At 43.5% G+C, this 23,849-nt stretch carries 23 protein-coding genes; 8 read left to right on the plus strand and 15 right to left on the minus strand.

Going from position 1 to position 23,849, the window contains the following annotated elements; translation table 11 throughout:
- From trpB to HY064_16695, 6 genes are read right to left on the minus strand one after another with little or no spacing between them, the layout of a single operon-like run.
- A complete protein-coding gene (gene trpB / locus HY064_16670; GenBank protein ID MBI3512296.1) occupies positions 1-1,182 on the minus strand; it encodes a tryptophan synthase subunit beta in 1,182 nt (393 codons plus the stop codon).
- Positions 1,163-1,816: a phosphoribosylanthranilate isomerase gene (locus tag HY064_16675; GenBank protein ID MBI3512297.1), complete on the minus strand. Its 654-nt coding sequence runs from the start codon at positions 1,814-1,816 to the stop codon at positions 1,163-1,165. The genes trpB and HY064_16675 overlap by 20 nt, the downstream gene beginning before the upstream one ends.
- A complete protein-coding gene (gene trpC, locus HY064_16680; GenBank protein MBI3512298.1) occupies positions 1,813-2,670 on the minus strand; it encodes an indole-3-glycerol phosphate synthase TrpC in 858 nt (285 codons plus the stop codon). The genes HY064_16675 and trpC overlap by 4 nt, the downstream gene beginning before the upstream one ends.
- A complete protein-coding gene (gene trpD, locus HY064_16685) occupies positions 2,667-3,659 on the minus strand; it encodes an anthranilate phosphoribosyltransferase (protein ID MBI3512299.1) in 993 nt (330 codons plus the stop codon). The genes trpC and trpD overlap by 4 nt, the downstream gene beginning before the upstream one ends.
- Before the next feature lies 1 nt (position 3,660).
- Positions 3,661-4,230, minus strand: coding sequence for an aminodeoxychorismate/anthranilate synthase component II (locus HY064_16690; GenBank protein ID MBI3512300.1), 570 nt, complete (start codon positions 4,228-4,230; stop codon positions 3,661-3,663).
- 5 nt (positions 4,231-4,235) lie between these two features.
- Positions 4,236-5,744, minus strand: a complete 1,509-nt coding sequence (locus HY064_16695) for a chorismate-binding protein (GenBank protein MBI3512301.1) — start codon at positions 5,742-5,744, stop codon at positions 4,236-4,238.
- A 358-nt stretch (positions 5,745-6,102) separates the two neighbouring features.
- On the opposite strand from HY064_16695, the gene HY064_16700 reads away from it, so the two are divergent.
- Entirely contained in the window at positions 6,103-7,203 is a 1,101-nt protein-coding gene (locus HY064_16700) for a lipase family protein (GenBank protein ID MBI3512302.1), read from the plus strand.
- Between the two features lie 217 nt (positions 7,204-7,420).
- Here the strand turns inward: HY064_16700 and HY064_16705 are convergent, their stop codons facing one another.
- Entirely contained in the window at positions 7,421-7,753 is a 333-nt protein-coding gene (locus HY064_16705) for a helix-turn-helix transcriptional regulator (GenBank protein ID MBI3512303.1), read from the minus strand.
- 222 nt (positions 7,754-7,975) lie between these two features.
- Between HY064_16705 and HY064_16710 the strand changes: the two genes are divergently transcribed.
- Positions 7,976-8,254, plus strand: a complete 279-nt coding sequence (locus HY064_16710; GenBank protein ID MBI3512304.1) for a hypothetical protein — start codon at positions 7,976-7,978, stop codon at positions 8,252-8,254.
- A 67-nt stretch (positions 8,255-8,321) separates the two neighbouring features.
- Complete coding sequence (locus HY064_16715) at positions 8,322-9,035, plus strand: hypothetical protein (protein ID MBI3512305.1); 714 nt, start codon at positions 8,322-8,324, stop codon at positions 9,033-9,035.
- A gap of 80 nt (positions 9,036-9,115) precedes the next feature.
- On the opposite strand, the gene hisB is transcribed toward HY064_16715, so the two are convergent.
- The 4 genes from hisB to HY064_16735 form a co-directional block, all read right to left on the minus strand.
- A complete protein-coding gene (hisB, locus tag HY064_16720; GenBank protein MBI3512306.1) occupies positions 9,116-10,258 on the minus strand; it encodes a bifunctional histidinol-phosphatase/imidazoleglycerol-phosphate dehydratase HisB in 1,143 nt (380 codons plus the stop codon).
- A gap of 21 nt (positions 10,259-10,279) precedes the next feature.
- Positions 10,280-11,329 (minus strand): histidinol-phosphate transaminase, encoded by a 1,050-nt coding sequence (gene hisC, locus HY064_16725; protein ID MBI3512307.1) that lies wholly within the window; start codon positions 11,327-11,329, stop codon positions 10,280-10,282.
- Positions 11,330-11,410: 81 nt separating this feature from the next.
- Entirely contained in the window at positions 11,411-12,778 is a 1,368-nt protein-coding gene (hisD, locus tag HY064_16730) for a histidinol dehydrogenase (protein MBI3512308.1), read from the minus strand.
- 32 nt (positions 12,779-12,810) lie between these two features.
- Positions 12,811-13,689: an ATP phosphoribosyltransferase gene (locus HY064_16735; GenBank protein ID MBI3512309.1), complete on the minus strand. Its 879-nt coding sequence runs from the start codon at positions 13,687-13,689 to the stop codon at positions 12,811-12,813.
- A gap of 479 nt (positions 13,690-14,168) precedes the next feature.
- Here HY064_16735 and HY064_16740 point away from each other — a divergent pair, with 479 nt between their 5' ends.
- The 3 genes from HY064_16740 (at position 14,169) to HY064_16750 (ending at position 16,827) form a co-directional block, all read left to right on the plus strand.
- Positions 14,169-14,999, plus strand: coding sequence for a hypothetical protein (locus HY064_16740; protein ID MBI3512310.1), 831 nt, complete (start codon positions 14,169-14,171; stop codon positions 14,997-14,999).
- 32 nt (positions 15,000-15,031) lie between these two features.
- Positions 15,032-15,811: a hypothetical protein gene (locus HY064_16745; GenBank protein MBI3512311.1), complete on the plus strand. Its 780-nt coding sequence runs from the start codon at positions 15,032-15,034 to the stop codon at positions 15,809-15,811.
- Positions 15,812-15,966: 155 nt separating this feature from the next.
- The gene (locus tag HY064_16750; GenBank protein ID MBI3512312.1) at positions 15,967-16,827 is read left to right on the plus strand and encodes a ChaN family lipoprotein; all 861 of its coding nucleotides are present in this window, start codon (positions 15,967-15,969) and stop codon (positions 16,825-16,827) included.
- Positions 16,828-16,933: 106 nt separating this feature from the next.
- Here HY064_16750 and HY064_16755 read toward each other — a convergent pair whose 3' ends face one another.
- On the minus strand, positions 16,934-18,877 hold the full coding sequence (locus HY064_16755; protein MBI3512313.1) for an ABC-F family ATP-binding cassette domain-containing protein: 1,944 nt from the start codon (positions 18,875-18,877) through the stop codon (positions 16,934-16,936).
- A 109-nt stretch (positions 18,878-18,986) separates the two neighbouring features.
- Between HY064_16755 and HY064_16760 the strand changes: the two genes are divergently transcribed.
- Positions 18,987-20,141: an AI-2E family transporter gene (locus HY064_16760; GenBank protein ID MBI3512314.1), complete on the plus strand. Its 1,155-nt coding sequence runs from the start codon at positions 18,987-18,989 to the stop codon at positions 20,139-20,141.
- A gap of 5 nt (positions 20,142-20,146) precedes the next feature.
- Positions 20,147-20,809: a DUF2461 domain-containing protein gene (locus tag HY064_16765; protein ID MBI3512315.1), complete on the plus strand. Its 663-nt coding sequence runs from the start codon at positions 20,147-20,149 to the stop codon at positions 20,807-20,809.
- A gap of 26 nt (positions 20,810-20,835) precedes the next feature.
- Here HY064_16765 and gldN (HY064_16770) read toward each other — a convergent pair whose 3' ends face one another.
- The 3 genes from gldN (HY064_16770) to gldN (HY064_16780) all read right to left on the minus strand — a co-directional run bounded on the left by gldN (HY064_16770) (position 20,836) and on the right by gldN (HY064_16780) (position 23,828).
- The gene (gldN, locus tag HY064_16770) at positions 20,836-21,762 is read right to left on the minus strand and encodes a gliding motility protein GldN (GenBank protein ID MBI3512316.1); all 927 of its coding nucleotides are present in this window, start codon (positions 21,760-21,762) and stop codon (positions 20,836-20,838) included.
- Between the two features lie 174 nt (positions 21,763-21,936).
- Positions 21,937-22,851: a gliding motility protein GldN gene (gene gldN, locus HY064_16775; protein MBI3512317.1), complete on the minus strand. Its 915-nt coding sequence runs from the start codon at positions 22,849-22,851 to the stop codon at positions 21,937-21,939.
- 116 nt (positions 22,852-22,967) lie between these two features.
- Positions 22,968-23,828, minus strand: coding sequence for a gliding motility protein GldN (gene gldN / locus HY064_16780; GenBank protein ID MBI3512318.1), 861 nt, complete (start codon positions 23,826-23,828; stop codon positions 22,968-22,970).
- Between the last annotated feature and the right edge of the window lie 21 nt (positions 23,829-23,849).

Raw genomic sequence — 23,849 nt, forward strand, 5'->3', positions numbered from 1 at the left:
TTAATTATTAATTGAACGGATGTAAGTTTCAAGATCTTTGTCGCCGCGACCGGAAAGATTGATCACGACAACATCATCCTTATTGAATTTTATTTTTTCCAACGCAGCGACCGCATGTGCGCTTTCGAGCGCAGGAATTATTCCTTCCAATTTTGTCAATAGAAAAGCTGCCTGCAGTGCTTCATCATCTGTTGCAGAAAGAAATTCTGCCCTTCCATATTTACACAGCGCCGCATGCAAAGGGCCAACGCCGGGATAATCCAGCCCTGCGGAAATGGAATGCGGTTCAGTAATTTGCCCGTCATCGCTCTGCATCAACAGTGTTTTACTTCCGTGAATGATTCCTGTTTTTCCCAATACAGAAGTCGCTGCAGAAAATCCGGAATCAATTCCTTTTCCTGCTGCTTCCACCGCAATGAGTTTTATTTTTTCATTTTCCAGGAAATGATAAAATGCACCGGCAGCATTACTTCCTCCGCCTACACAAGCGATAACAACAGAAGGATTTTCATTTCCTGTTTTTTCTTTCAGTTGCTTTTTTATTTCTTCCGAGATCACAGATTGAAATTTCGCAACAAGATCGGGATACGGATGCGGGCCTACCACAGAACCAATAATGTAATGCGTGTCTTCCGGATTATTGATCCAGTCACGGATGGCCTCGTTGGTCGCATCTTTGAGCGTTTTACTTCCTGAAGAAACAGAACGGACTTCAGCGCCCAGCATTTTCATTCGCGCAACATTCGGCGCCTGGCGCTGAATATCTTTTTCTCCCATGTACACCACGCACGGAATTCCCATGAGTGCGCACACGGTGGCAGTTGCCACACCATGCTGCCCGGCTCCAGTTTCCGCAATGATCCTTTTTTTTCCGAGACGTTTTGCCAATAGAATTTGTCCGACCGTATTATTTATTTTGTGCGCGCCGGTGTGACAAAGATCTTCCCGTTTAAGAAATATTTTCGCAGAATATTTTTCCGATAATCTTTTCGCTTCATACAATGGGGTTGGCCTCCCCACATAATTGTGCAGAAGATCATTCAGTTCCGCGCGGAAAGAATCATCTTCCATGATCGAACTATATTTCAAACGGAGTTCTTCCACATTGGGAAAAAGCAACTCGGGAATAAAAGCTCCGCCGAATTCGCCGTAATAACCTTTTTCAGAGACTGCGTAATTCATGTGATGATTGTTTGAATGCGTTGACGAATGGTTTGAGCATCTCAATATTTTTTTTGCCGGGATATAATTCGAACCTGCTGTTCACATCTATTCCCGCAAATGAAAGATGATGCACTTCGTAAATCTTAAGAACATCAGCAGGGCCAATTCCGCCGCTCAGGAGAAAAGGTGTGCTGCCGTTATATTCATTCAGTAATTCCCATGCAAATGAAAATCCATTTCCTCCTGCAAGCGGGCCGGCGGTATCAAAAAGAAAAAGATCCGCAGCGCCTTCATATTCCGCACAGCGTTCGAATGAATTCCCGTCTTCAATTGAAAATATTTTGATCACCTGTACTTTTTCGCGGAGATTCCGGCAATCGCTTACACTTTCTTCTCCATGCAACTGCACCGCATCGAGACGATAAATTTCAATCGCGTCTTTTATTTCGTCTGCATCGGCATTCACAAAGACGCCGGTTTTTTTCATTGACGGAACAGACCGTGAAAGTAAAGCGCATAATTCCGGGTCGATCTTTCCGGCTGCATAACGCGGGGAATTATCGGCGAAAATAAATCCTGCATAGTCGGCATGCATTTGCGATACCGAAATGAGGTCTTCATTGAAAGCTATACCACAGACTTTAACGATCATATCAGATTGGAGTTGGGAGAAGGTTTGCCCGCCTTTTTAAGCGGAGAGTTGGGAGCCGGCAATTCTTCTGCTTTTAACCTGGAAATAAAATTCGCACACGCTTTTCCGGGATCGGAATTTTTCATGAAGGCTTCTCCAATGAGAAATCCGGAAAAACCTTTTTCACGCAATTGAAGAACGATGGACGGATCTGAAATTCCGCTTTCGGAAATGAGTGTGAACTGATCGCTGAGGAGCGTGGCCATTATAACAGAACGTTCTGTATTCACATCGAAATTTTTTAGATCGCGGTTATTTATGCCAATGAGAGTAATTCCATCGCCGATCTTTTCCATTTCATTTTCTTCATGCAATTCAAGCAGCACTTCCAGCCCGAGAGAAAAAGCCAGCGAAGAATATTTTTTTATTTCTTCTTTCGTCAGCACTGCAGCGATCAGAAGTATTGCATCTGCACCAATCGATTTTGCTTCGATGATTTGGTATTCGTCCACAACAAAATCTTTTCGCAACACCGGGCAATAATTGATACGGCGCGCTGCTTCAAGATCTGCATTCTTTCCGCCGAAATATCTTTCATCGGTGAGCACCGACAACGCGGATGCGCCCGCCTGCATATACGCGAGCGTGGTCGCGCCAGGATCTGCGTACGCATGGATGATCCCCTTCGAAGGGGAACGTCGCTTGAATTCAGCAATGATCCCGCTGAGATCCTTTCGCAGAATATATTTTTCAAGGGAAACCGGGGTTGTGTTGAAATACAAACTCTTTTCCAGCAGTTTTACCGGGTAAAGAGATTTCTTTTCTTCTGTTTCCTTCCGCTTGTGCGCGATTATTTCCTCTAAGATATTTTTCATTTTACATTGATGAATTTCTGAAACGATCTTTTTGCCCTGCCGGAATCGATGGCCTCTTTTGCTTTTTCAACAGCAGCGCTCCTGTCCTTTTCAATTCCCAGGCATTCCAAAGCAAGCGCCGCATTGGCAATGACAACATTTTTTTGCGCAACAGTTGCTTTATTCTCCAGCACATTCATGAAAATTTCCGAAGCCGCTGCCGGGGTTGCTCCTCCGAGTAAATCGGAAGGCAGAAGTTTTTCCATTCCGAATGAAATCGGGAAAAGAATTTCCTCCCCGTTATTCCGGAATATCTTTGCATTTCCTGTCAATGATAATTCGTCATAACCGTCGAGCGAATGCAGGATCACATATTTCTCATTGGAATGTTGCGCGATGTAATGATAAGTACGCGCCAGTTCCATACTGAAAACTCCATTCACACGATGCGAAGGTTTTGCCGGATTCACCAACGGCCCGAGCATATTGAAAAATGTTTTGATACCGAGTTCTTTCCTGATGGGCCCAACACGCTTCAACGCGGGATGAAAAAGCGGTGCGTGCAGAAAGCAAACTCCGCTTTGGTCGAGTGATCTTTTCAGCACATCATTGTCATTCGGGAATTTGTATCCTAATTGTTCCAGCACATTCGAAGAACCGCTCACGGAAGAAACTCCATAGTTGCCATGCTTGATCACTTTTCCTCCGGCGCCGGCGACAACAAACGAAGTAGTGGTAGAAATATTAAAAGTATTTTTTCCGTCACCGCCTGTGCCACACAGATCGATCGTATTTTCATTGGGCAGATCGACACGCATGCACAATTCCAGCAATGCAGAACGGAATCCACTGAGTTCTTCGGGCGTCACAGGGCGCATGAGATAAACCGTCATGAACGCCGCAACCTGCGATTCATTTCCTTCGCCTGCCGCTATGCGCGCGATCGTGTCGCCCGCCTGCTGGTGCGAGAGTGTTTCGTGCGCGAAGAGTTTTTCCAGTACTTTTTTCATTTCAGTTCTCCATAAAATTCCGCATCAGTTCTTCGCCGAATTCTGTCATGATTGATTCGGGGTGAAACTGCACGCCTGCAATTTTTTTTGTTTTGTGCTGCAATGCCATGACCTGTCCGTTCTCATCTCTCGCTGTAACGAAAATTTCTTCCGGCAGAGTTTTTTCATCCACTACCCACGAATGATAGCGCCCTGCTTTGAATGCATCAGGAATTCCCTCGAAGAGAAAACCGGAATTTTTTTCTTTGCGAATCTCGGTTGCCACACCATGAAAAACTTTTTCGAGATTGATGAGTTTCGCGCCCATTGCTTCCGCTATGGCCTGGTGGCCGAGACAAACGCCGAGAATATTTTTCTTCCCGGCATATTCTTTAATCAGCGGGAGCAGTAATCCTGCTTCAGCAGGAATTCCGGGCCCGGGCGAAAGAATGATCTTATCATATTCACCGATCTTTTCCATGCTCACCTTGTCATTGCGGAAAACATCGGGTAATTCGCCGGTGATCTTCTCCACGAGATGAACAAGATTGTAAGTGAATGAATCGTAATTATCGAAAACAAGAATTTTCATTTTTTTTATTTTGAGATTTTTTCTGCTGACTGAATGGCCTGGCGTAACGCTTCTAATTTATGATCGATCTCGCGCAATTCTTTTTCAGGAACAGAATTAATGGTGATGCCTGCTCCCGCCTGGTAATGAAGTTCGCCATTTTTGCTGAGGAAAGAACGGATCATGATCGCTGTGTTCATCGTTCCGTCAAAACCGATCAACCCGATACAGCCGCCGTAAAATCCTCTTGCCTCAGGTTCCAGTTCATCGATGATCTGCATGGATCTTATTTTCGGAGCGCCTGATAATGTTCCCGCAGGAAATGTATCGCCAAGCACACGGAAAATATTTGCATTTGCATTCAGTTCACCACTCACTTTTGAAACGAGATGAATGACGTGTGAATAACGGTGAACTTCGCGCAACGAATCTACACTCACATTGCGTGCATGACGACTAAGATCGTTCCGCGCAAGATCGACGAGCATGATGTGTTCTGCATTTTCTTTCGGATCCGCGACGAGTTCTTTTTCCAGTTTTTCATCTGCAACAGCATCGCCGGTGCGGTGGAATGTTCCTGCAATCGGGTGAATTGTTGCTCTTAGAATTCCGGATTTTGGAATTTTGGAATTTGTTATTTGTAATTGTGCTTCGGGAGATGAACCGAAAATGCGGTAGTCGCCATAATCGGCGAAAAATAAATACGGAGATGGATTTACCGCACGCAGTGACCGGTACACATTGAATTCATCGCCTGAAAATTTCCGGGAGAATTTTCTTGAGAGTACGACCTGAAAAATATTTCCTGTCGCACAATTTTTCTTCGCTGTTTCCGTCGCCTGCAGAAAATCTTTTTCGCTGATGGAACAACGTTCACCAGCATCGGCATGGAAACGATATTTGGGAACGGAATGTTGCTGCAGCGAATTTTCTATTGCAGAAAGATCGCTTTCATCGCCCGGCAACAATTGTTCGATGAGATGAATGCGGTGGCGCAGGTGATCGAATTCAATGATGGTGCGGTAAAGTGTGTAACGCAGAAAAGGAATTTCTCCCTGTGAGTTCCGTTTGCGGAATTTTACATCTTCGAGAAAAGGTATTGCATCGTAACCGAGATAACCGATCAGCCCGGTGACCACGCCATCCGGAATATTTTCTTCGGGTTTAAACGCGCTGATGAATTGTTCAAGGATCTGCGGAATACCTCTGCCTGCTTTTTGTGCAGAATGGAAATTGCAGGAAGGAATTTCAATTTTTATTTCTTCTTTTTCTCCTTTGACTTCAGCAACCGGATCAATGGCAATGAAAGAGCGGCTGTTTCTTCCTTCTGCATTATCGGCGCTCTCGAGAAGAACGGCACCGGGAAACTGATCGCGCAGGCGCAAGTACATGCTCACAGGCGTAACGGTGTCAGCGAGGATTGTTTTCACGGTGATGCGCACGGGAATGCTTCCTCTTTTGAGTTCGGGGTTCAAGGTTTCGGGTTCAAGGTTAATCTTCCCGGGTTGTGAATCAGAAATGTCTTTAAGATTCATTGTCATTTCAATTTTATCAAACAAAAAACCCGCTGTGTTCAGCGGGCTTTGTTGGTTATGATGGTTCAACAAAATGCGGCATTACACAGCGAAAGTATTCTTTCCTGCGTGCCACCAGTTTTTGTTGTTATTCATTTTCATTGGGCAAATATACGGCGAAATTCCGCAGAAATCCAAATCGGGGAAACCGGGTAGTGTTCGAAGAAATATTTTTCACAAGATTTTCATTGGTATTTTGATGAACTGCAGAATTTTTTTTAGCCCCGATACCGCAACTGGCTCCGACATTGCGGTAGCGGGAGGAAAGAAACTTTGAAGTGATGCTGTTGCGCTCCTCCAAATCATCCTAAATTTACTCATGAGAAAAATTGTACTGCTTTTATTACTGCCGCTTTTGCTGATCTCTGCTGCTGCCAAAGCGCGACATCTGCAACCCGGATTTGATGCGATGGAATTCCGGAAAATGTTTTCTATTTCGGGTTACCAGCTCGATACGGCGAAGTGGAAAAACACCTGGATGCCGTATCCAACGGGATATGATCTTGCGTATCGTTCGCCGGTGAGCGGGCTTGATAATCGCTGGGACTTGTGGAGAGCGAAAGATTCGGTTGATGTGATCAGTGTGCGCGGTACAACAGCGGAATTCGATTCATGGCTGGAAAATTTTTATGCGGGAATGATCCCGGCGCAGGGAAAATTAACGCTGGAGAACGGAAAAACTTTTGATTACAAACTTGCGGAGGATTCAAATGCATACGTGCACATTGGCTGGACCATAGGCATGGCGGAACTTGCGCCCGATATTGTAGAAAAAATAAATTCGGAATATAAAAATGGCGTGAAAGATTTTGTGATCGTGGGCCACAGCCAGGGCGGAGTGATCTCATTTTTGCTGACTTCTTATTTGTATTATGAAAAAGGAAAAAGCATTCCGGCTGATATTACATTTAAAACTTACGGAAGCGCTGCGCCTAAACCGGGCAACCAGTTTTACGCTTACGATTTTGATTTCATTACGAAAGGGGCCTGGGCTTTTCGTGTTGTGAATTCGGCGGATTGGGTTCCGGAATGTCCGTTCACTATTCAAACGCTTCAGGATCTGAGCAAGGGAAGCGCTTTTGAAAATGTGGATTTGCTATTGGGGAATGCGCCCTGGCCTTCGAAACCTGTTGCGCGGCGACTCGTTCATAAAATGAATCATGCGGCGAAACGCGCGCGGAAAAAATTCATAAAATATCTCGGGAAGCGTTCGGGGTTTGTGGTGCGCAAAAAAATGAGTGCGTTTCCTAAGTACAACTATGTAACGAGTTTCGCTTATGCAACATGCGGCGTTCCGATAATTTTACGGCCAGATGCACATTACCACGAATTATATCCCGACGATGGAAAAAGTATTTTCAGGCATCATGGTTACGGGCCGTACCTGTACTTGCTGAACCTGGATTACCCGGTTAAATGATGTACAATTTACAATTTGGCAATGCACGGATGAGTTGCGGAATTGAAAAGAATCGAATAAAAAAAGCTGCTCTTTACGGCAGCTTTTCTTTTGAAGTGAAAGTTTATGGGCATCTCTAATAACTTCGAACTGCTGCGTTGGGCTGCGTCCTCAAAATCCTCATTTACGAATAGTAAATTCCCGCCTTGCATTTCTGTGTTTTTAGAGATGCCCTTATTTATTTTTTTCTTGAAGATTTTTTCTTCGCGGCTTTTTTCCTTTTGGGTTTCCTGCGATTGCTTTTCACAATGAGGCGTTCCACATCTTTCACTCGCACTGTGGTGTTGGTGTCAACAAGTTTGGCAGGATTCACCCCAACGAACACCGCTATTTTAAGGAGGGTTTCAATGGTAATGTTCTTTCCCGATTCGATGTGATGCATATTTCCTTTATCAAGGCCTATCTGATCGCCGAGGGTGATCAGGGAAAGTCCTTTTTTGTTACGGTAATAGCGAATCCTGGCGCCAACAGCAGCGAGGAATTTGTGGGTAGGGTCATTTGTTTTAGCCATGGTTCAAAGATATGATTTTTTCCGGGTTGTGTTATATTGCAACCTCTGGGTTATGAGTTTCGAGTTTGGGGTTATGGGTTTTGAGAAATGAGAATGAATTTGAAAAACCGGGCGCGAAAATTCTGAATTCTGAATTGACTTTTTGTTGTTAGTAACTCAACAACTTTTTGTTGCGGGTATGCCCGGAGTAATTACCTTCGCGCCTTATTCTTACCCATGCCCATGAAAAAGTTTATCAGCTGCTCTATTATTTTTTGTTCATTCTTGTTTCTTCCTTTCAAAGCCAGCGCCGGCGATGATCCGCATAAGCAAGTGAAAGAAACACATGCCGGAAAGCGTGCAGATTCAAAATTCACGCATATCAGTGCGAAGTACGCGATCAAAAATCGCCTTCATTCTTATCACGATCCTGTAGATGGCGGATTCTATTCCTTCCGTCGCCACGATTATACATTTCACTTTATCCGTCGAAAAAAAGACAATTCCCCTGGCGGAAAATAATCTTCATCTTCTTTTATGGAATTCGGAAAAGCGTTGCATCCTTATTGCAAACGCTAAAATCCGGTCTATGAAAAAGTTTCTTCCCTTCCTGCTCATCCTCTTTTTTCTCCTGGGCAACAATATTCTCTCTGCCGGAAATTTTCCGCGCAATGATCACAAGCATGAATCCTTTCAATGCTGTCCCGTGAATGCGCATGCGGGTAAGCGGGCGAAATCGAGAGCCACTCATATCCATAAAAAACTTTACACGAAGAAAACAGAAAAGATAGGAACCTACGTTCAGTCGCAGGGCCAAACTGCACCGGCGAAAATCATTTCACCTGATAATGGTACTGATGGAACAGGAGCCGGTGGCGGAACATCCGGCGCACCGGTAAATGCAGCACAGCAGGTAGATGCTCCTCAGTCTGTGAATTCAATCAGGCATGACACGGATACAGATGTGCAGCGCGTGATAGAAAATGCAGACGGGAACGTACATGACAATGCGGATGTGAACGTTACTATTCCTTCAGATACTTTACGGATCGAGTTGATCAGTAATCCTAATAGCAATGGAGGAAACATTCATCAGAATAATGCACCGAGAAATAAAGTGAACGTTTCTACGACCGATGGAAATGTAATTGATGAGAAGAAAAAAGCGCCTGCCGGAAATACGGTTCCTCAGCGGAAAAAAACTTCTGAGGATAAAGCGCCAGTCCATAACGCACCGGCTCCTACAGGAGTCCTGGAGACAACTCCCTCGAGAATTACTAATGTAGATGTGATCCATAATTAAGTTGGTTGCTTGTGTTTGTTGAGTTGGCCAGAGAAGAAATCCTTCTGAAGCAACTTCACGAACTCAACAAACTTATCCAACTACAAAACGCCCTTCGTACTCGGCAAAGAATTTCCTTCGCGCTTCACAGCCATCCTGATTGCTTTTGCAAATGCTTTGAAGATGGATTCTATTTTGTGATGTTCATTTGTTCCTTCGGCTTTAATATTCAAATTACATTTTGCAGCATCGCTGAACGATTTGAAAAAATGAAAAAACATTTCCGTCGGCATCTCTCCTATTTTTTCTCTTGTGAATACTGCACTCCATTCTATCCATGGCCTTCCGCCGAAATCAATCGCGACCTGCGCGAGGCAATCATCCATCGGCAATAAAAATCCGTAACGCTCTATTCCGCGTTTATCGCCGAGCGCTTTTGCAAATGCTTCTCCAAGAGTAATAGCAGTGTCTTCAATCGTGTGGTGTTCATCAATGTGCAGATCTCCTTTCGCTGAAATTTTCAGATCGAGATTTCCGTGACGTGCCAGTTGTTCCAGCATGTGATCGAAGAATGCGAGGCCGGTAGAAATTTCTGCTTTGCCGGTTCCATCGAGATTTAATTCGACTGAAATTTTTGTTTCGTTTGTCTTTCTCTCATGAACAATAATCCTGGCGGAATCATTTGGAATTTGAGATTTGAGATTTGAGATTACTTTGAGAAAGGAATAGATCTCATCCCAATCCGAAACCACCTTTGAAATTTTATTTTCCCATCCATCCGCAGAATCATAGTTGCGGTAAAAAATACACCGGCAGCCGAGATTCTCAGCCAGTTTCACATCCGTAAGACGATCGCCGATCACAAAAGAATTGGCAAGATCAAAATCTCCATTCATGTATTGAGTGAGCATGGCCGTGCCCGGTTTGCGCGTAGATTTTTTTTCTTCCGGAAAACTCCGGTCAATAAATACATTGTGAAAACCAATCTTCTCCGACGACATGGTTTGCATAATAAAATCCTGCACGGGCCAAAACGTATTTTCCGGAAATGAATCTGTTCCCAATCCGTCCTGGTTGGTCACCATCACCAATTCATAATCGAATTCAGCTACTATCTTCCGTAGATTTTGAATAACACCGGGAAGAAAACGCAGTTTGGAAAAACTATCGATCTGGAAAGTACCGGGCGGTTCCCCTATCATGGTTCCGTCGCGGTCAATGAATAATATTTTTTTCTTTTTCATGTGGTCGCGGATTAGCGCAGATCAGCGCGGATTATTTTTCAATTCATTCACTAATTTCAGATTCTGTTGCGGTGTTCCCACTGTTATCCGCAAACATCCTTCACACAAAGTTACTTTCGAACGGTCGCGGACAATTATTCCGGCAGAAACAAGTTGATCATAAATTTTTTCAGGATCATTCATTTTCACCAATAAGAAATTCGCATCGGAAGGAAATATTTTTTTTACAAACCTGAGTTTACTCAGTTCTACCACTAATTTTTCTCTTTCACTCACTGTTTCTTTTATCCACGCATTCACCTGCTCAATATTGTCGAGCGCTTTCAAAGCAATTTCCTGCGTGGCCGCATTCACATTGTACGGTGGTTTTATCTTATTCAGCACATCGATAATTTCTTTCGAAGCGAAGAGCATTCCAAGTCGCAATCCGGCGAGTCCCCATGCTTTTGAAAGTGTCTGCATCACCACGAGATTCGGATATTCGGTCAATTCGCCAATGAAACTTTTCTGTTTTGAATAATTGATGTACGCTTCATCCACCACCACAATTCCGTGAAAATTATTAAGAATGATCTCGACCTGTTCGCGAAGGAGTGAATTCCCGGAAGGATTATTCGGCGAACAGAGAAAAATAATTTTCGTTCGCTCATCCACCACTTCAGAAATGCTTTCAATGTCGGGTTGAAAATTTTCTGTCAATGGAATTTTTTTTACAAAAACATCATTGACATTCGCACTCACTTCATACATACCATACGTTGGCGGAGTGATGATCACGTTATCAATTCCCGGATTGCAGAATGCGCGGAACAAAAGATCGATCGCTTCATCACTACCATTCCCGAGAAAAATATTTTTTGCAGGCACTCCTTTTATACCGCTTATTTTTTCTTTAAGTTTTTTCTGGAGCGGATCAGGGTAACGGTTATAATTCCTATCGGCAGGAGAACCGAATGAATTTTCATTTGCATCGAGAAATATTTCTGCATCTCCGTTGAACTCATCGCGGGCAGAGGAATACGGAGTTAATTTTTTTATGTTCTCCCGGAGGAGGTTTTCTAAGTTAAACATGCTTTTTATTTTTTGGGCGTGTCCCCGTCCTTCGACAAGCTCAGGATCGGGGTCGGGCTATCCGGTCGGCGGAGCTCCCTTCTATCCCTCACGCACAGAGCGAGGCCGAAGTGCATCACGCAATTTTTTCAGTCTTAATGTTATTGCATTTTTGTGAGCGAAAAGTCCTTCGGCTTCTGCCATAATTTCTACAGCAGGGCCGATATTTTTCAATCCTTCCTGCGATAATTCCTGGAAGGTTATTTTTTTCACAAAACTATCGAGCGAAACTCCGCTCCACGCACGCGCGTGTCCGTTCGTGGGTAAGGTGTGATTAGTGCCCGACGCGTAATCGCCCGCGCTCTCGGGCGACCATGCACCTATGAAAACAGATCCTGCGTTCACTACGCGTTCTGCAAGCGCGCGCGCATCAGCACAAGCAAGGATCAAATGCTCAGGGGCATAATCGTTTAAAATATCCATCGCTTCAGTTTCATCTTTCACGAGAATTGCAAAACTTTTTTTCAGCGCTTCATCTGCAATTTTTTTCCGGGGAAGAACTTCCAGTTGTTTTTCAATTTCATTTCTCACATTATCGAGAACCATTTTATTTTTTGAAACTACCATCACCTGGCTATCAGTTCCGTGTTCTGCCTGCGAGAGCAAATCAGCAGCAATAAATTCTGCCGGAACAGTTTCATCTGCAAGCACGGCAAGTTCTGAAGGCCCGGCGGGAATGTCAATGGCAATTCCTTCTTTCGAAACCAGTTGCTTCGCACAAGTAACGAAAGAATTTCCCGGCCCGAAAATTTTATCTACACGCGGAATCGTTCCTGTTCCATAAGCCATCGCTGCTATCGCCTGCGCTCCGCCAACTTTAAAAATATTTTTCACACCACAGATCTGTGCAGCGAAAAGAATAGCAGGATGAATCATTCCCTGCCCGACTTCGTCATTCCCGTCCGTAATGGCACGGGCAAGCAGGCGGGCATTTTCCGACGGAGGAGTGCACAGAATAATTTCTTTGCAGCCGGCGAGTTTCGCAGGGATCGCCAACATGAGGACAGTCGAGAACAAAGGAGCCGTTCCTCCCGGAATATAAAGTCCCACTTTTTCAATGGCCACATTTTTTCTCCAGCACTTCACGCCATTCATGGTTTCCACTTCCACTATCGGAGTTTTCTGAAGAGAATGAAATTTTTCAATATTTTGTTTTGCAAGCTCAATTGCATTTTTCAATTCAACCGAAATATTTTTTCCGGCATTTCCCATCTCTTTTTCCGTAACGGAAAATTCTTTCACAGCAAAGCCATCGAATTTTTCCGTGTACGCGCGCAACGCATCATCTCCGCGCGTGCGCACATCACGCATGATAGCTGCAACTTTTTCTTCCAGTTGAGAAACATCAGCAGCCGGCCGCCTGAGTTTTTCTCTCAACATATTCAGGTCTGTATATTCAATGACATTCATCTGTACATCCGTTTTAATTTGTAATCCTCCCGTTAGATAACCATCTTCTCAATAGGGACCACCAAAATTCCCTGCGCGCCTTCTGCTTTCAGTTTTTCGATCACATCCCAGAATACTTCTTCTTCAAGTACGGAATGAACGGAGCTCCATCCTTTTTCGGCAAGCGGAAGAACGGTCGGACTTTTCATTCCGGGAATGAGTTGAATAATTTTCTCCAGTTTATCATTCGGCGCATTGAGCAAAACATATTTATTCTTCTTTGCTTTTCTCACTGCACGTATGCGGAAAAGCAAACGGCCGATGATGGCTTTCTGCTCATTGGATAATTTTTTATTTCCGATAAGAACCGCTTCACTTTTGAAAACAGTTTCCACTTCTTTCAAACCATTCATGAAAAGTGTACTGCCGGAACTTACAATGTCGCATACTGCGTCGGCCAAACCAATTCCGGGTGCGATCTCCACCGAACCGCTTATCTCGTGAATTTCCGCAACGACTTTTTTCTTCTTCAGAAATTTTTCCAGTACATTCTTATAGGTGGTAGCAATTCTTTTGCCGCGCAAATCTTTCACCGAAGCATATTGATCTCCTTTCGGAATAGCAATGGATAATCTGCATTTTCCGAAACCGAGTCGTTCTACAATTTTCACATCGCTGTTTGCTTCCACCAAAACATTTTCACCGACAATACCGATATCCGCAACACCTTCCGCGACATATTCGGGAATATCATCATCGCGCAGGAAAAAAACTTCCAGCGGAAAATTCTGTGCTTCTGTTTTCAGTTTGCCTGCCCGTCCGTCAGGCGGGTTCAGCCCGTTACTGAATTCTATTCCGCATTCTTTTAAAAGGCGGATGGAATCATCATAAAGTCGTCCTGATTTCTGAATGGCAATTCTGAGTTTTCTCATATTGGTTTGTATTGAAATAAAAAAGGGCTTACCATTTCCGGCAAGCCCCTTTGCTATTGAGTATGAAACATACCACCAGCCGGCTCACCATGAGGGTGTGCTTGCGTGATGATGGTTATGAGTTGTTGTTTTCATTGAATGAGGGGGCAAATCTAAAGAAAAAGAGAGTGAATTTCCAAATGTTGCCTTAATAAGGATTGTAAAAAATGATTTTTAAACCGCATTTCATCGCTTTCCGAGTTAGAACTTTTACTGAATTCCACCTGCGTTGCGTTCTTTTCTGCAAAAAATGCAAAAAAATGCAAAGCATAATTGATTCTTGTGTTTCGCTGGCACATTCCGTTACAAAAAAATTTCTCCCCGCGATATTCCGTTTCTCCACCCTTTTTTATCGCCGCATGTTTGTGATGTCAAAAGACAAATAAAAAAATCCAAACACCAAATTCCAAACAATAACAAAATCTAAAAACCTGACCAACATGAAAAACATCATCTCCATCATCGCGCTTGTTCTTCTTTCTTTTACAATGAAAGCACAGGACACCTTAAAACTGAAAAACGGAACGAAAGTTCTCGGGGCGGTAACTGAAGTTTCTTCTTCAGAAGTAAAATTCAGAAAAACTGCCGACGGTCCTATTTATGTAATGCACAAAGATGAGATCGCATCCATTTCTTACCAGAACGGAATGGAAGAAGTATTTGACAACACATCATCTTCTTCCTCTTCTTCCTCGAACACAAATTCCGGTTCTTCCAATTCATCTGCCAACAACGAATCTAAAAAGATCGGAAATTATAATGGTAATGATGAAGGATTCACAACCGGGAAAAAACATTACGGCGGCCCGCGTATAGGAATGACTGCGATCAGTGACGGAACAATTTCAAAATCGATCGGCACGAATGTTATTTCTCAATTCGGCTGGCAATTCGAAACACGTTTTTTCACTGTCGACAATGGTTCATCAGGATTATTTGAATTTGTTCCCATGCTCGGCGGACTTGAAAGAGGAGCATTTCTTCCCAGCGCAAGTGCATTGATCGGATTCAGAACCGGCAGCGGATATGAAATCGGTTGCGGCCCTAATTTATCACGCTCCGGTTTCGGAATGGTTTTCGCAGGCGGCGCATCTTTTCAAATGGGACACGTTTGTTTCCCTGTGAATATTGCGTTCCAACCAAACATTTCCAAGAGCTATACGTCTGCGTCCTACGATTATGTTACCGGCCAGTACACAGAGCATACACAAAAACTCAATTCAGGATTCCGCCTGAGTCTTCTCATCGGTTTCAATGCAAGAAGCAACTGAGTAATTTTTTATTCAACCAAAAAAAAACTGACATGAAAAATTTCATCCTCTCTGCGCTTGCACTGCTCATTGGCACCTGCACATTCGCGCAAGACACACTGGTAAAAAAAGACGGAGCCGTATTGCCGGTTTATCTTTTCGATTCCGATTCGCTCATGATCTCTTACAAAGGAACCGATACAACTGTGAACGAAGTAAATGTTCTGCAGAAAAAAGATCTGTTGCTTCTGAAACACAGGAATGGTGCCGTGGAAATATTTTTTTCCAACGACACACTCATCACCATGAATGGAGCCATCGTGTTGTGCAAAGTGATCGAGATAGCGCCGGAGATCATCACCACATTTTCCTACACAGGAAGAGTGAATGAAACGGCGGCATTACCCTCCTCGGAAGTTTTTGCAATTCGTTTTCACGATGGATCCTCTGAACTTGTCGATCATTCGGAAAATAAAGAGGAGCCGGTTTTCACAATGGATTATTACAAAATGGGGCAGGCCGATGCGAAGAAATATTTCAAAACATCCGGTGGCGCAATCATTGGTGAAGTAGTATCGGGCATGTGTACTTACGTCTATTTCCTCGGGCTTATTCCAGGTATAGCGATCTCCACGCATACTCCGAAAAATATTCACTGCGCAGAAAATCCGAATGATGCATTACTCAACACGAATGAAGCTTACAAAGCCGGGTTCGTGGATGCAGCGAAAAGAAAGAAAAGTAAAGATTGCTGGATCGCTTATGGATGCGGCGTTGTAGTTCCGATTGGCCTTGCAGTTGCCATCCTTTACACGATCGATGATGGATTCTGATCGCAAAAGTAAAGTTCGAAAAGTTTAACGAAGAATATCATATTGAACAGCAAACCGGTCTTTTTCATGGCCGGTTTTTTTGCATTCATCTATTTTAACATTAACTAAGAAATGCTGAAATAAAAATTTGTTTTTCTTTGCGCAAACAATAAGTCATGAAAAAAATTTTACTCCTCTCTTCCGTCACCCTCCTGTTTTTCAGTTTCACCGGCGAAAAAAAAGCTTACGTGATTTACAATTCAAAAGGGAAAGTGACGAGTTATAAAAACCTTCTTGATGCAGCGAAAGAAGCAGACATCGTGATGTTCGGCGAAGAACATGATAATCCTATCTGTCACTGGCTGGAACTGGAACTGACAAAGGATCTTTACAATTTTAAAAAAAATAATCTTGTACTCGGTGCAGAAATGTTTGAACGCGATCAGCAGAATTTTCTCACAGAATATCTCGATGGAAAAATTTCTGACAAAGTTTTCCGCGATACCACAAATCTCTGGTCGAATTTCGGAACGGATTATAAACCCTTAGTTGATTTTGCCAAAGACAATCACCTCGCTTTCATTGCCACGAATGTTCCGCGCCGTTATGCCAACATGGTTTACAAACACGGCCTGTCAGCGCTCGATACTTTGAAACCGAACGAAAAAAATTTCATCGCTCCTCTTCCGATAAAATATGACAGCACGGTGAGAGCTTACAAAGAAATTTTTGAAAATGCAGGCGGGCACGGCGGACAAAATCTTCCGAAGGCGCAGGCGCTGAAAGATGCGACCATGGCTTATTTTCTATTGCAGAACTGGAAACCCGGCGAAACTTTCATTCATTACAACGGCGCTTATCACAGCAACAATCATTCGGGACTCGTGTGGTATCTCGGGCAAAGCAATCCTTCCCTGAAAATCCTTGTGATCTCTTCCACTACACAATCTGATATCAGTAAAATCGATTCGGCTTCTAAAGGTTCCGGTGATTTTATTATTTGCATTCCGGATGATATGACGAGGACGATGGAATAAGCAGCGGCATTATTTCATCTACGCCCGATGAGGCAATGCACATTTTCATTGGGGAAATGATAAAAAAATTGAAGGTTAAAATAGGATAACGCTTCGCAGAAATAATTCACAATTTTTTATTCAACTCTTCCCATTCCAGCATTTTCTGATCGAGGGTATCTTTCTTTTTTTCGTAGGAAGAAAATAATTCTTTGTCATTCATCACCAGTTGATATTGCTGGGGGTCATTCAGTTTTTCATCGATGGACAGAATTTCTTTTTCCAGTTTTGAAATTTCCCCCTCTATTTTGTGAATGCGGTTCCGGAGCTGTGAAGTTTCTTTTTGTTTTGCGCGGTATTCTTCGCTGTCGGTCTTCTCTTCTTGTTTTTCTGCCAGCCCGGATGACCCGGTCGGACGGGATACATTTTTTTTTGCTTCTTTCTGTTCGAGATCGGCCAGCGTTTCTATTTTTCTTGTCTTGATGAATTCATACACATCGCCGATATGTTGTTTCACATTCTGATTGCGGAACTCAAAAACTTTACCGGTAAGCCCCTGCAGAAAATCACGATCGTGTGAAACGATGACGAGCGTTCCGTCGAATTTAAATAATGCATTTTTGAGAACTTCTTTCGAACGGATATCGAGGTGATTGGTCGGTTCATCGAGAATAAGAAGATTGTGCGGCTCGAGGAGAAGTTTGCACAAAGCAAGTCGCGTACGTTCACCACCGGAAAGAACTTTCACTTTTTTGTCAATGTCATCGCCGCTGAATAAAAAAGACCCGAGCAAACCGCGCACCTGTTTGCGCACATCGCCAACAGCCAATTCATCAATCGTTTCAAAAACGGTTTTATCAGCATCCATCATGTCTGCATCGTCCTGGGCAAAGTAACCTGTGCTCACCGAAAAACCTGTTTTCGCTTCACCATTCGTGGTTGCTTCGCCGTTGATGAGGCGGATCATCGTCGATTTTCCTTCGCCATTTCTTCCCACAAAAGCCACGCGGTCTTCCCGTTCAATTTCGAAATTCACATTTTTGAAAATAATTTTTTCTCCGTACGCTTTAGTCACGTCTTTTGCTTCCACGACTATTTTTCCGGAACGCGGCGCAGGAGGAAAACGAAAACGGATCTGTTGGTTGTCTTCGTTATCGACTTCGATAATTTCAATCTTATCTAATTTTTTTATCAGTGACTGTGCGAATGAAGCCTTGTTTGCTTTTGCGCGGTATTTGTCAATGAGTTGTTCTGTTTTGTCAATGAATTTCTGTTGATTTTTCTGTGCGGAAAGCTGCGTCTCCCTTCTTTCTTTGCGCAATTGCAGGTAACGCGTATAATTTGCTTTGTAATCATAAATTTTTCCCAATGAAATTTCTATCGTTCGCGTAGTGAGATTATCGAGAAAAGCTTTGTCGTGCGAAATGATGACGACTGCTCCGTAATAATCGACGAGAAAATTTTCAAGCCACTGGATCGATTCGATGTCGAGGTGGTTCGTGGGCTCATCGAGCAAAAGCACATTCGGTTTCTGTAATAATATTTTCGCGAGTTCAATTCTCATTCTCCATCCCCCGCTGAATTCATCGGTAAGCCGGTCGAAATCTTTTCTTTCAAATCCAAGTCCCATCAGTGTGCGTTCTATCTGCGCATCAATTTCTCCACCGTCAAGAACATGCAATCGTTCATTCGCATCATTGAGATCCTGGATGAGTTGCATGTATCCGCCCGATTCATAATCCGTGCGCACGGTAAGTTGTTCGCTGATGTAAGCAATTTTCTCTTCGAGTTTTTTCACTTCGGCAAATGCGGTCGCCGTTTCATTGAATACAGTTTTACCGAGGCTAGCCGCCATGTCCTGGCGCAGGTAACCGATAGTACATTCTCTCGGGATCGCAACTTCACCGCTCGTAGGCCGCTGTTCGCCTACAATTATTTTCATAAGCGTAGATTTTCCTGCACCGTTTTTTCCTGCAAGCCCAATCCTGTCGCGCTGATTGATGAGAAAAGAAATTCCGTCGTAAAGAGTGAATCCGCCGAAACTCACCGTCACATTATTGATCGAGATCATAAGTCTGCAAAGATAACAGTTGGGAGTGAGGAGAAAGGAGTACGGAGTATTGATTTTTTTCCGGACTCCCAACTCCCGACTCCGAACTAAGAACTATCTTTATTCCCCAATGAAAACCATCCGCGGCTCCGTCATTTCCGGTGTGCTTATTTTTCTGAGCATTGTTCTCCTCGTAGCGTTCGCGTGGGTATTCTGGCAGGTGCGCACGATCCTGCTTTACATTCTCATTGCCGCGATCATCACGGTGCTCACACGCCCGATAGAGAAACGCATGCGCAGTGTTAAGATCAGGAATAAACCTATTCCGTCCGGGTTACGTGCGGTGATTGTGCTGCTGAGTTTATATGTTCTGATCTTTTCTGTTTTTCCTGTTTTCATACACATGTTCGCGGGTGAAGCGCTTACGATCTCGCACGTGAGCAGCGATCAATTGCAGATGGCATTGCACGCACCTATCAATCAACTTCAGAATACATTCACCGACCTTCAGCAAACGAGTGGAAGCACACAATCGCTGGAAAGTTATATTCAGTCGGCAGCAAGCGATATGCTGAAGACGATCCAGTTCACATCTGTAGTGAATGGAGTTGTTTCCTTTTTCGGTTCCGCCTTCATTGCATTTTTCGCGATCTCATTTTTCACATTTTTTTTTATCAAGGATGGCGTTTCCATTTTCGAAATGCTGCTTCTCCTCGTGCCGGTGAAACACGTGCATAGTGTTCGCAACATCATTACCGATTCAGAAATAATGCTGCGGAAATATTTCACGGGCGTTTTGCTCGATGTTTTATTCGTTACTTCTTTCATCAGTATCGGAATGGCGGTACTGGGTGTGAAGAATTTTCTGCTCATCGGATTTTTCGCCGGCATCATGAATATCATTCCTTACATCGGCCCGCTCATCGGTGGCGCATTTGCTATTGTCATTGCAGTTTCTTCCAATCTCACTCTTGATTTTTATTCGGCACTCATTCCGCTCATTGAAAAGATCATACTTGTTTTCATTGCGATGAATTTACTCGACGCATTCATTGTGCAGCCTTTCATTTTCTCAAAAAGAGTGAAAGCACACCCGATAGAAATATTCACAGTCATTCTCATTGCGGGATCGCTTGCCGGCATAAGAGGAATGATCGTTGCTGTTCCCGTGTACACGATCCTGCGCATCATTGCTCGAGAATTTTTCAGCAAATACCGGTTTGTACAACGGCTCACCGATGAACTGGATGCGACACCAGATCAGAATCCAATTGCTAAAGAATAAAAAACATGATCAGAAAATCAACGCTCGATTTCCTCGGAAAATTATCAAAGAACAATAACCGCGACTGGTTTGAAAAAAACAAATCGCTTTATCTCGCGGCAAAAGATGACGTGGAAAAAAATATCGATAGGATCATCGAAGGCATCCGTAAAGCAGACCGGCGCATCGATGCCGATCTTATTGCGAAAAAATGCATGTTCAGGATCTACCGCGATGTTCGTTTCTCGAAAGACAAACGTCCGTATAAAAATAATTTGGGCGCAATAATAAATCCCGGTGGAAAAAAAATGTCGGCGCCGGGATATTATGTTCACATAGAACCGGGCAAAGCGTTCATTGCCGGCGGACTCTGGATGCCGGAGTCGCCGGAACTTTCAAAGATCAGGCAGGAGATCGATTACAACCAGGATGAATTCAGGAAAATTGTTTCTTCAAAAAAATTCAAAAGCACATTTGGAAAACTGGATGAAGAAGACAAACTTTCTACCACGCCAAAAGGATATGCAAAAGATCATCCGGCAATAGAATTCTTAAAACTGAAAAGTTTTGTTGTTGTCGGGGAATTAAAATCAAAAGAAGTGACGGGAAAAGATTTTGTGAAGAAGGCAGTTTCTATAATGAAAGAGATGATCCCGTTGAATAATTTTCTGCAAAGAGCGATCGATTAGTTTTGAGTAAGGGGTTTTACTCAATACTAATAGTGCCATAGATCGCTTTCAAAATCCAGCATATCTTCTTTTATTTTATCAGCTTCGAGTAATGCATCAATGCCCGTTTCATACGAACTTATGGGCCGGTCATACACATTGGATTCTTTGTGAATGTAGCTTGCGAAAATTCTTTTCTCAAACATATCATCGTAAGTAATTCTCCCGGAATAATTCTGTCCGAGATAAACTCCCTGTCGTGCGAGCAGCGGTCGTATCTGCGGAAAATACAACCAGAATAGCGGGCGATAGCCAAGCACTGCGCCGGTGGCCGGATCTTTTTTAGTGCAGAGCGGGCAAATTCCAATAATGCGTACTTCCATCACGGAACGTTCTTTATCGAAGAACCAATCTTCTTTCATCCACCAGGCCAGCACATCGCTGCTTTGAATTTCATTTACGATCGTGTCATTTTTATAAGTTCCGGGATTGAACGGATCTTCTACCTGCACAATTTCTTTCGAGTACAATAGTTCTGCAACCTGTTCCGTATTCATCTTCACTTTGAATTCATCATCGAACGCGGGATTATCGAATGCTGTAATGTAACCGTGCATGACACCGCATTTCACAAGATCGAACAAACTCATAAGTCCATCATGCGGTTCTTCCGGATAATAATACGGTTGATTGAGTTTTTCGCGAAGGTCAAGCGTTCGCCATATACGTTTCGACCACATCACATCTGCTTCACGCACGTAAGGATAAGGAATAGGCCTTCTGCCGATGTTATTCGGATTCATTGTATTTCCAGAAGTATCGGGAACAGAACATGGAACGGCAGGTTGTGCTTTGATCCGTGATGCGAAGAAAATCAGCAACAGAAAAATAATGAGTCTTACGCCGAACCTGAGTTCTTCAAGAAAATTTTTAATGGAGAAGAAAATTATTTTTTTTCTTTGGGGACGAAACATGATGGCCTCCTTTTGCGAATGCGTTTGAATTCACTGGCGGAGTAAAATGTTTCATGGGAGAATGGTCTGATAATAAAACGCAGAAATGCCGGTGGTAGTACGTAAAAAAAATCTCCGGCAGAAATTTTGCAGGAGATTTTTTTTGACAAATAAAATTTATGGCGAAGGATAATTTTACAAGTGCCACATGTCGTGTTCCATTTTGAAGATATCATCTTTCACGCGGTCTGATTCGAGCATCACATCTATTCCCTCTGCATAAGCGACGATGGGCCGGTCATACACATTCGATTCTTTGCGAATGCTGCTCGAGAACATTCTTTTCATGAAGAGATCATCGAGCGTCATCCGGTTCGCATCATTTTTTGTATTGTACACTTCTGTTTTTGCGAACAGCGGCCTGCATTCCGGAAAATACAACCAGAAGAGCGGAGTGAATCCGAGAACATCTCCAGTTGACGGATCTGTTTTCTCTTTCATGGGGCAAATTCCGATGATGCGCACATCCATTACAGAGCGTTGTTTATCGTAATACCAGTCTTCTTTCATCCAGTATGCTTTCACATTATAGGAGTTGAGATCTGTTCTTGTAGGGCATGGAATGAATGTTCCCGGATTATTCGGATCCTCGCATGTGGTAGTTGAATCCCATTGCACGAATGTTCCTTCTACCTGGCTTTTGGTCATTCTCACTTTGAATTCATCGTCCATTGCAGGATTATCATACGCGTGAATGGTTCCATCGAGCAATCCTTTTTTTATCACATCGAACAAGCTCATGCGATCGTTGAGCGGCATTTCCGGGTAATAAAGCGGAAGATTGAATTTCTCACGCAGATCGAGTGTTCTCCACACGCGTTTCGACCACATCATATCGGCTTCGCGCTCGGGCGCATAGGGAACGGCATTGCGATTACGCGCATTTTCCTTGATATAAAAAGTTTCTCCGAATGCTGCAGGATTCAATACACCACCAGCAGAAGTTCCTCCTGGTTGTGCTGATGAAATTTCCGGCAAGACGAAGGTCATGATCGCGATCACAGAAAAAATTATTGTGACCATTGTTTTTTTTGATTTCTGGTTTTTCATTTTTCTCTCCTTTCCTTTTTTATTTTGTAAGCATAAGATGCGCGTCGATGGAAAGTCACATTAAAGCAAAAAAAAATCCTTCCGGGTAAGGAAGGATCTTTTTGAGGAAAAATTTTTCAGAAATGCCAGAGGTCATGTTCCATAATGAAAATATCGTTCTTGATACGATCAGATTCCATCAGGGCATCAATACCGGTGTAATAGGTGCTGATGCTACGATCATACACGTTTGATTCTTTATGGATATAACTTTCAAACATTCGTTTCCAGAACACATCATCAAGTGAGCGGCGTTCCGCATCATTCTTTGTATTATAAACTTCTGCCATCGCAAAAACGGGGCGGCATTGCGGGAAATAAACCCAGAACTTAGGAGTATAACCAATGATCTCGCCGGAAGTAGGATCTGCTTTTTCTGCCATAGGGCAGAGTCCGAGAATGCGAACATCCATTACGGAGCGTTGCTTATCGAAGAACCAGTCTTCCTTCATCCAATAAGCTTTAATATCATTTGAATTCAACTCATTTTTAAGAGGAGCGAGGATAAAAGTTCCCGGATTATTCGGGTCTTCTACCTGGTTTGTTGAATCCCATTGAATGAACGTTGCTTCTACCTGTGCTTTGGTCATCTTTACTTTGAATTCGTCATCCAGAGCAGGATTATCGAAAGCATTGATCTGACCGGCGAGTAGGGCGTCCTTTAGAACGTCAAACAAGCTACGTCGATCATTGATCCTTGTTTCAGGATAGTACAGCGGGTGATTGAACTTCTCGCGAAGATCAAGCGTGCGCCATACGCGTTTAGACCACATCACGTCTGCTTCACGCAGGTATGTGTATGGAATTGGTTTGCGGGTGCGCGTGTTTTCCCTGAGGTAAACCTGATCAGGAAAAGTTGGATCGAGTACCTGTGCACGAACATCGTCGAATGCCAGGAGAACAACAACTGCAACCAGAAGAAACTTGATCGTTTTCATGGTACTTCCCTCCTTTGGGTT

The sequence above is a fragment of the Bacteroidota bacterium genome (assembly GCA_016194975.1).
Lineage (GTDB): Bacteria > Bacteroidota > Bacteroidia > Palsa-965 > Palsa-965.

Bases quoted from the DNA above. Each gene is read 5' to 3' on its own strand.
- trpB (MBI3512296.1), bottom strand. From the start codon at position 1,182: ATGAATTACGCAGTCTCTGAAAAAGGTTATTACGGCGAATTCGGCGGA.
- HY064_16675 (MBI3512297.1), bottom strand. From the start codon at position 1,816: ATGATCGTTAAAGTCTGTGGTATAGCTTTCAATGAAGACCTCATTTCG.
- trpC (MBI3512298.1), bottom strand. From the start codon at position 2,670: ATGAAAAATATCTTAGAGGAAATAATCGCGCACAAGCGGAAGGAAACA.
- trpD (MBI3512299.1), bottom strand. From the start codon at position 3,659: ATGAAAAAAGTACTGGAAAAACTCTTCGCGCACGAAACACTCTCGCAC.
- HY064_16690 (MBI3512300.1), bottom strand. From the start codon at position 4,230: ATGAAAATTCTTGTTTTCGATAATTACGATTCATTCACTTACAATCTT.
- HY064_16695 (MBI3512301.1), bottom strand. From the start codon at position 5,744: ATGAATCTTAAAGACATTTCTGATTCACAACCCGGGAAGATTAACCTT.
- HY064_16700 (MBI3512302.1), top strand. From the start codon at position 6,103: ATGAGAAAAATTGTACTGCTTTTATTACTGCCGCTTTTGCTGATCTCT.
- HY064_16705 (MBI3512303.1), bottom strand. From the start codon at position 7,753: ATGGCTAAAACAAATGACCCTACCCACAAATTCCTCGCTGCTGTTGGC.
- HY064_16710 (MBI3512304.1), top strand. From the start codon at position 7,976: ATGAAAAAGTTTATCAGCTGCTCTATTATTTTTTGTTCATTCTTGTTT.
- HY064_16715 (MBI3512305.1), top strand. From the start codon at position 8,322: ATGAAAAAGTTTCTTCCCTTCCTGCTCATCCTCTTTTTTCTCCTGGGC.
- hisB (MBI3512306.1), bottom strand. From the start codon at position 10,258: ATGAAAAAGAAAAAAATATTATTCATTGACCGCGACGGAACCATGATA.
- hisC (MBI3512307.1), bottom strand. From the start codon at position 11,329: ATGTTTAACTTAGAAAACCTCCTCCGGGAGAACATAAAAAAATTAACT.
- hisD (MBI3512308.1), bottom strand. From the start codon at position 12,778: ATGAATGTCATTGAATATACAGACCTGAATATGTTGAGAGAAAAACTC.
- HY064_16735 (MBI3512309.1), bottom strand. From the start codon at position 13,689: ATGAGAAAACTCAGAATTGCCATTCAGAAATCAGGACGACTTTATGAT.
- HY064_16740 (MBI3512310.1), top strand. From the start codon at position 14,169: ATGAAAAACATCATCTCCATCATCGCGCTTGTTCTTCTTTCTTTTACA.
- HY064_16745 (MBI3512311.1), top strand. From the start codon at position 15,032: ATGAAAAATTTCATCCTCTCTGCGCTTGCACTGCTCATTGGCACCTGC.
- HY064_16750 (MBI3512312.1), top strand. From the start codon at position 15,967: ATGAAAAAAATTTTACTCCTCTCTTCCGTCACCCTCCTGTTTTTCAGT.
- HY064_16755 (MBI3512313.1), bottom strand. From the start codon at position 18,877: ATGATCTCGATCAATAATGTGACGGTGAGTTTCGGCGGATTCACTCTT.
- HY064_16760 (MBI3512314.1), top strand. From the start codon at position 18,987: ATGAAAACCATCCGCGGCTCCGTCATTTCCGGTGTGCTTATTTTTCTG.
- HY064_16765 (MBI3512315.1), top strand. From the start codon at position 20,147: ATGATCAGAAAATCAACGCTCGATTTCCTCGGAAAATTATCAAAGAAC.
- gldN (MBI3512316.1), bottom strand. From the start codon at position 21,762: ATGTTTCGTCCCCAAAGAAAAAAAATAATTTTCTTCTCCATTAAAAAT.
- gldN (MBI3512317.1), bottom strand. From the start codon at position 22,851: ATGAAAAACCAGAAATCAAAAAAAACAATGGTCACAATAATTTTTTCT.
- gldN (MBI3512318.1), bottom strand. From the start codon at position 23,828: ATGAAAACGATCAAGTTTCTTCTGGTTGCAGTTGTTGTTCTCCTGGCA.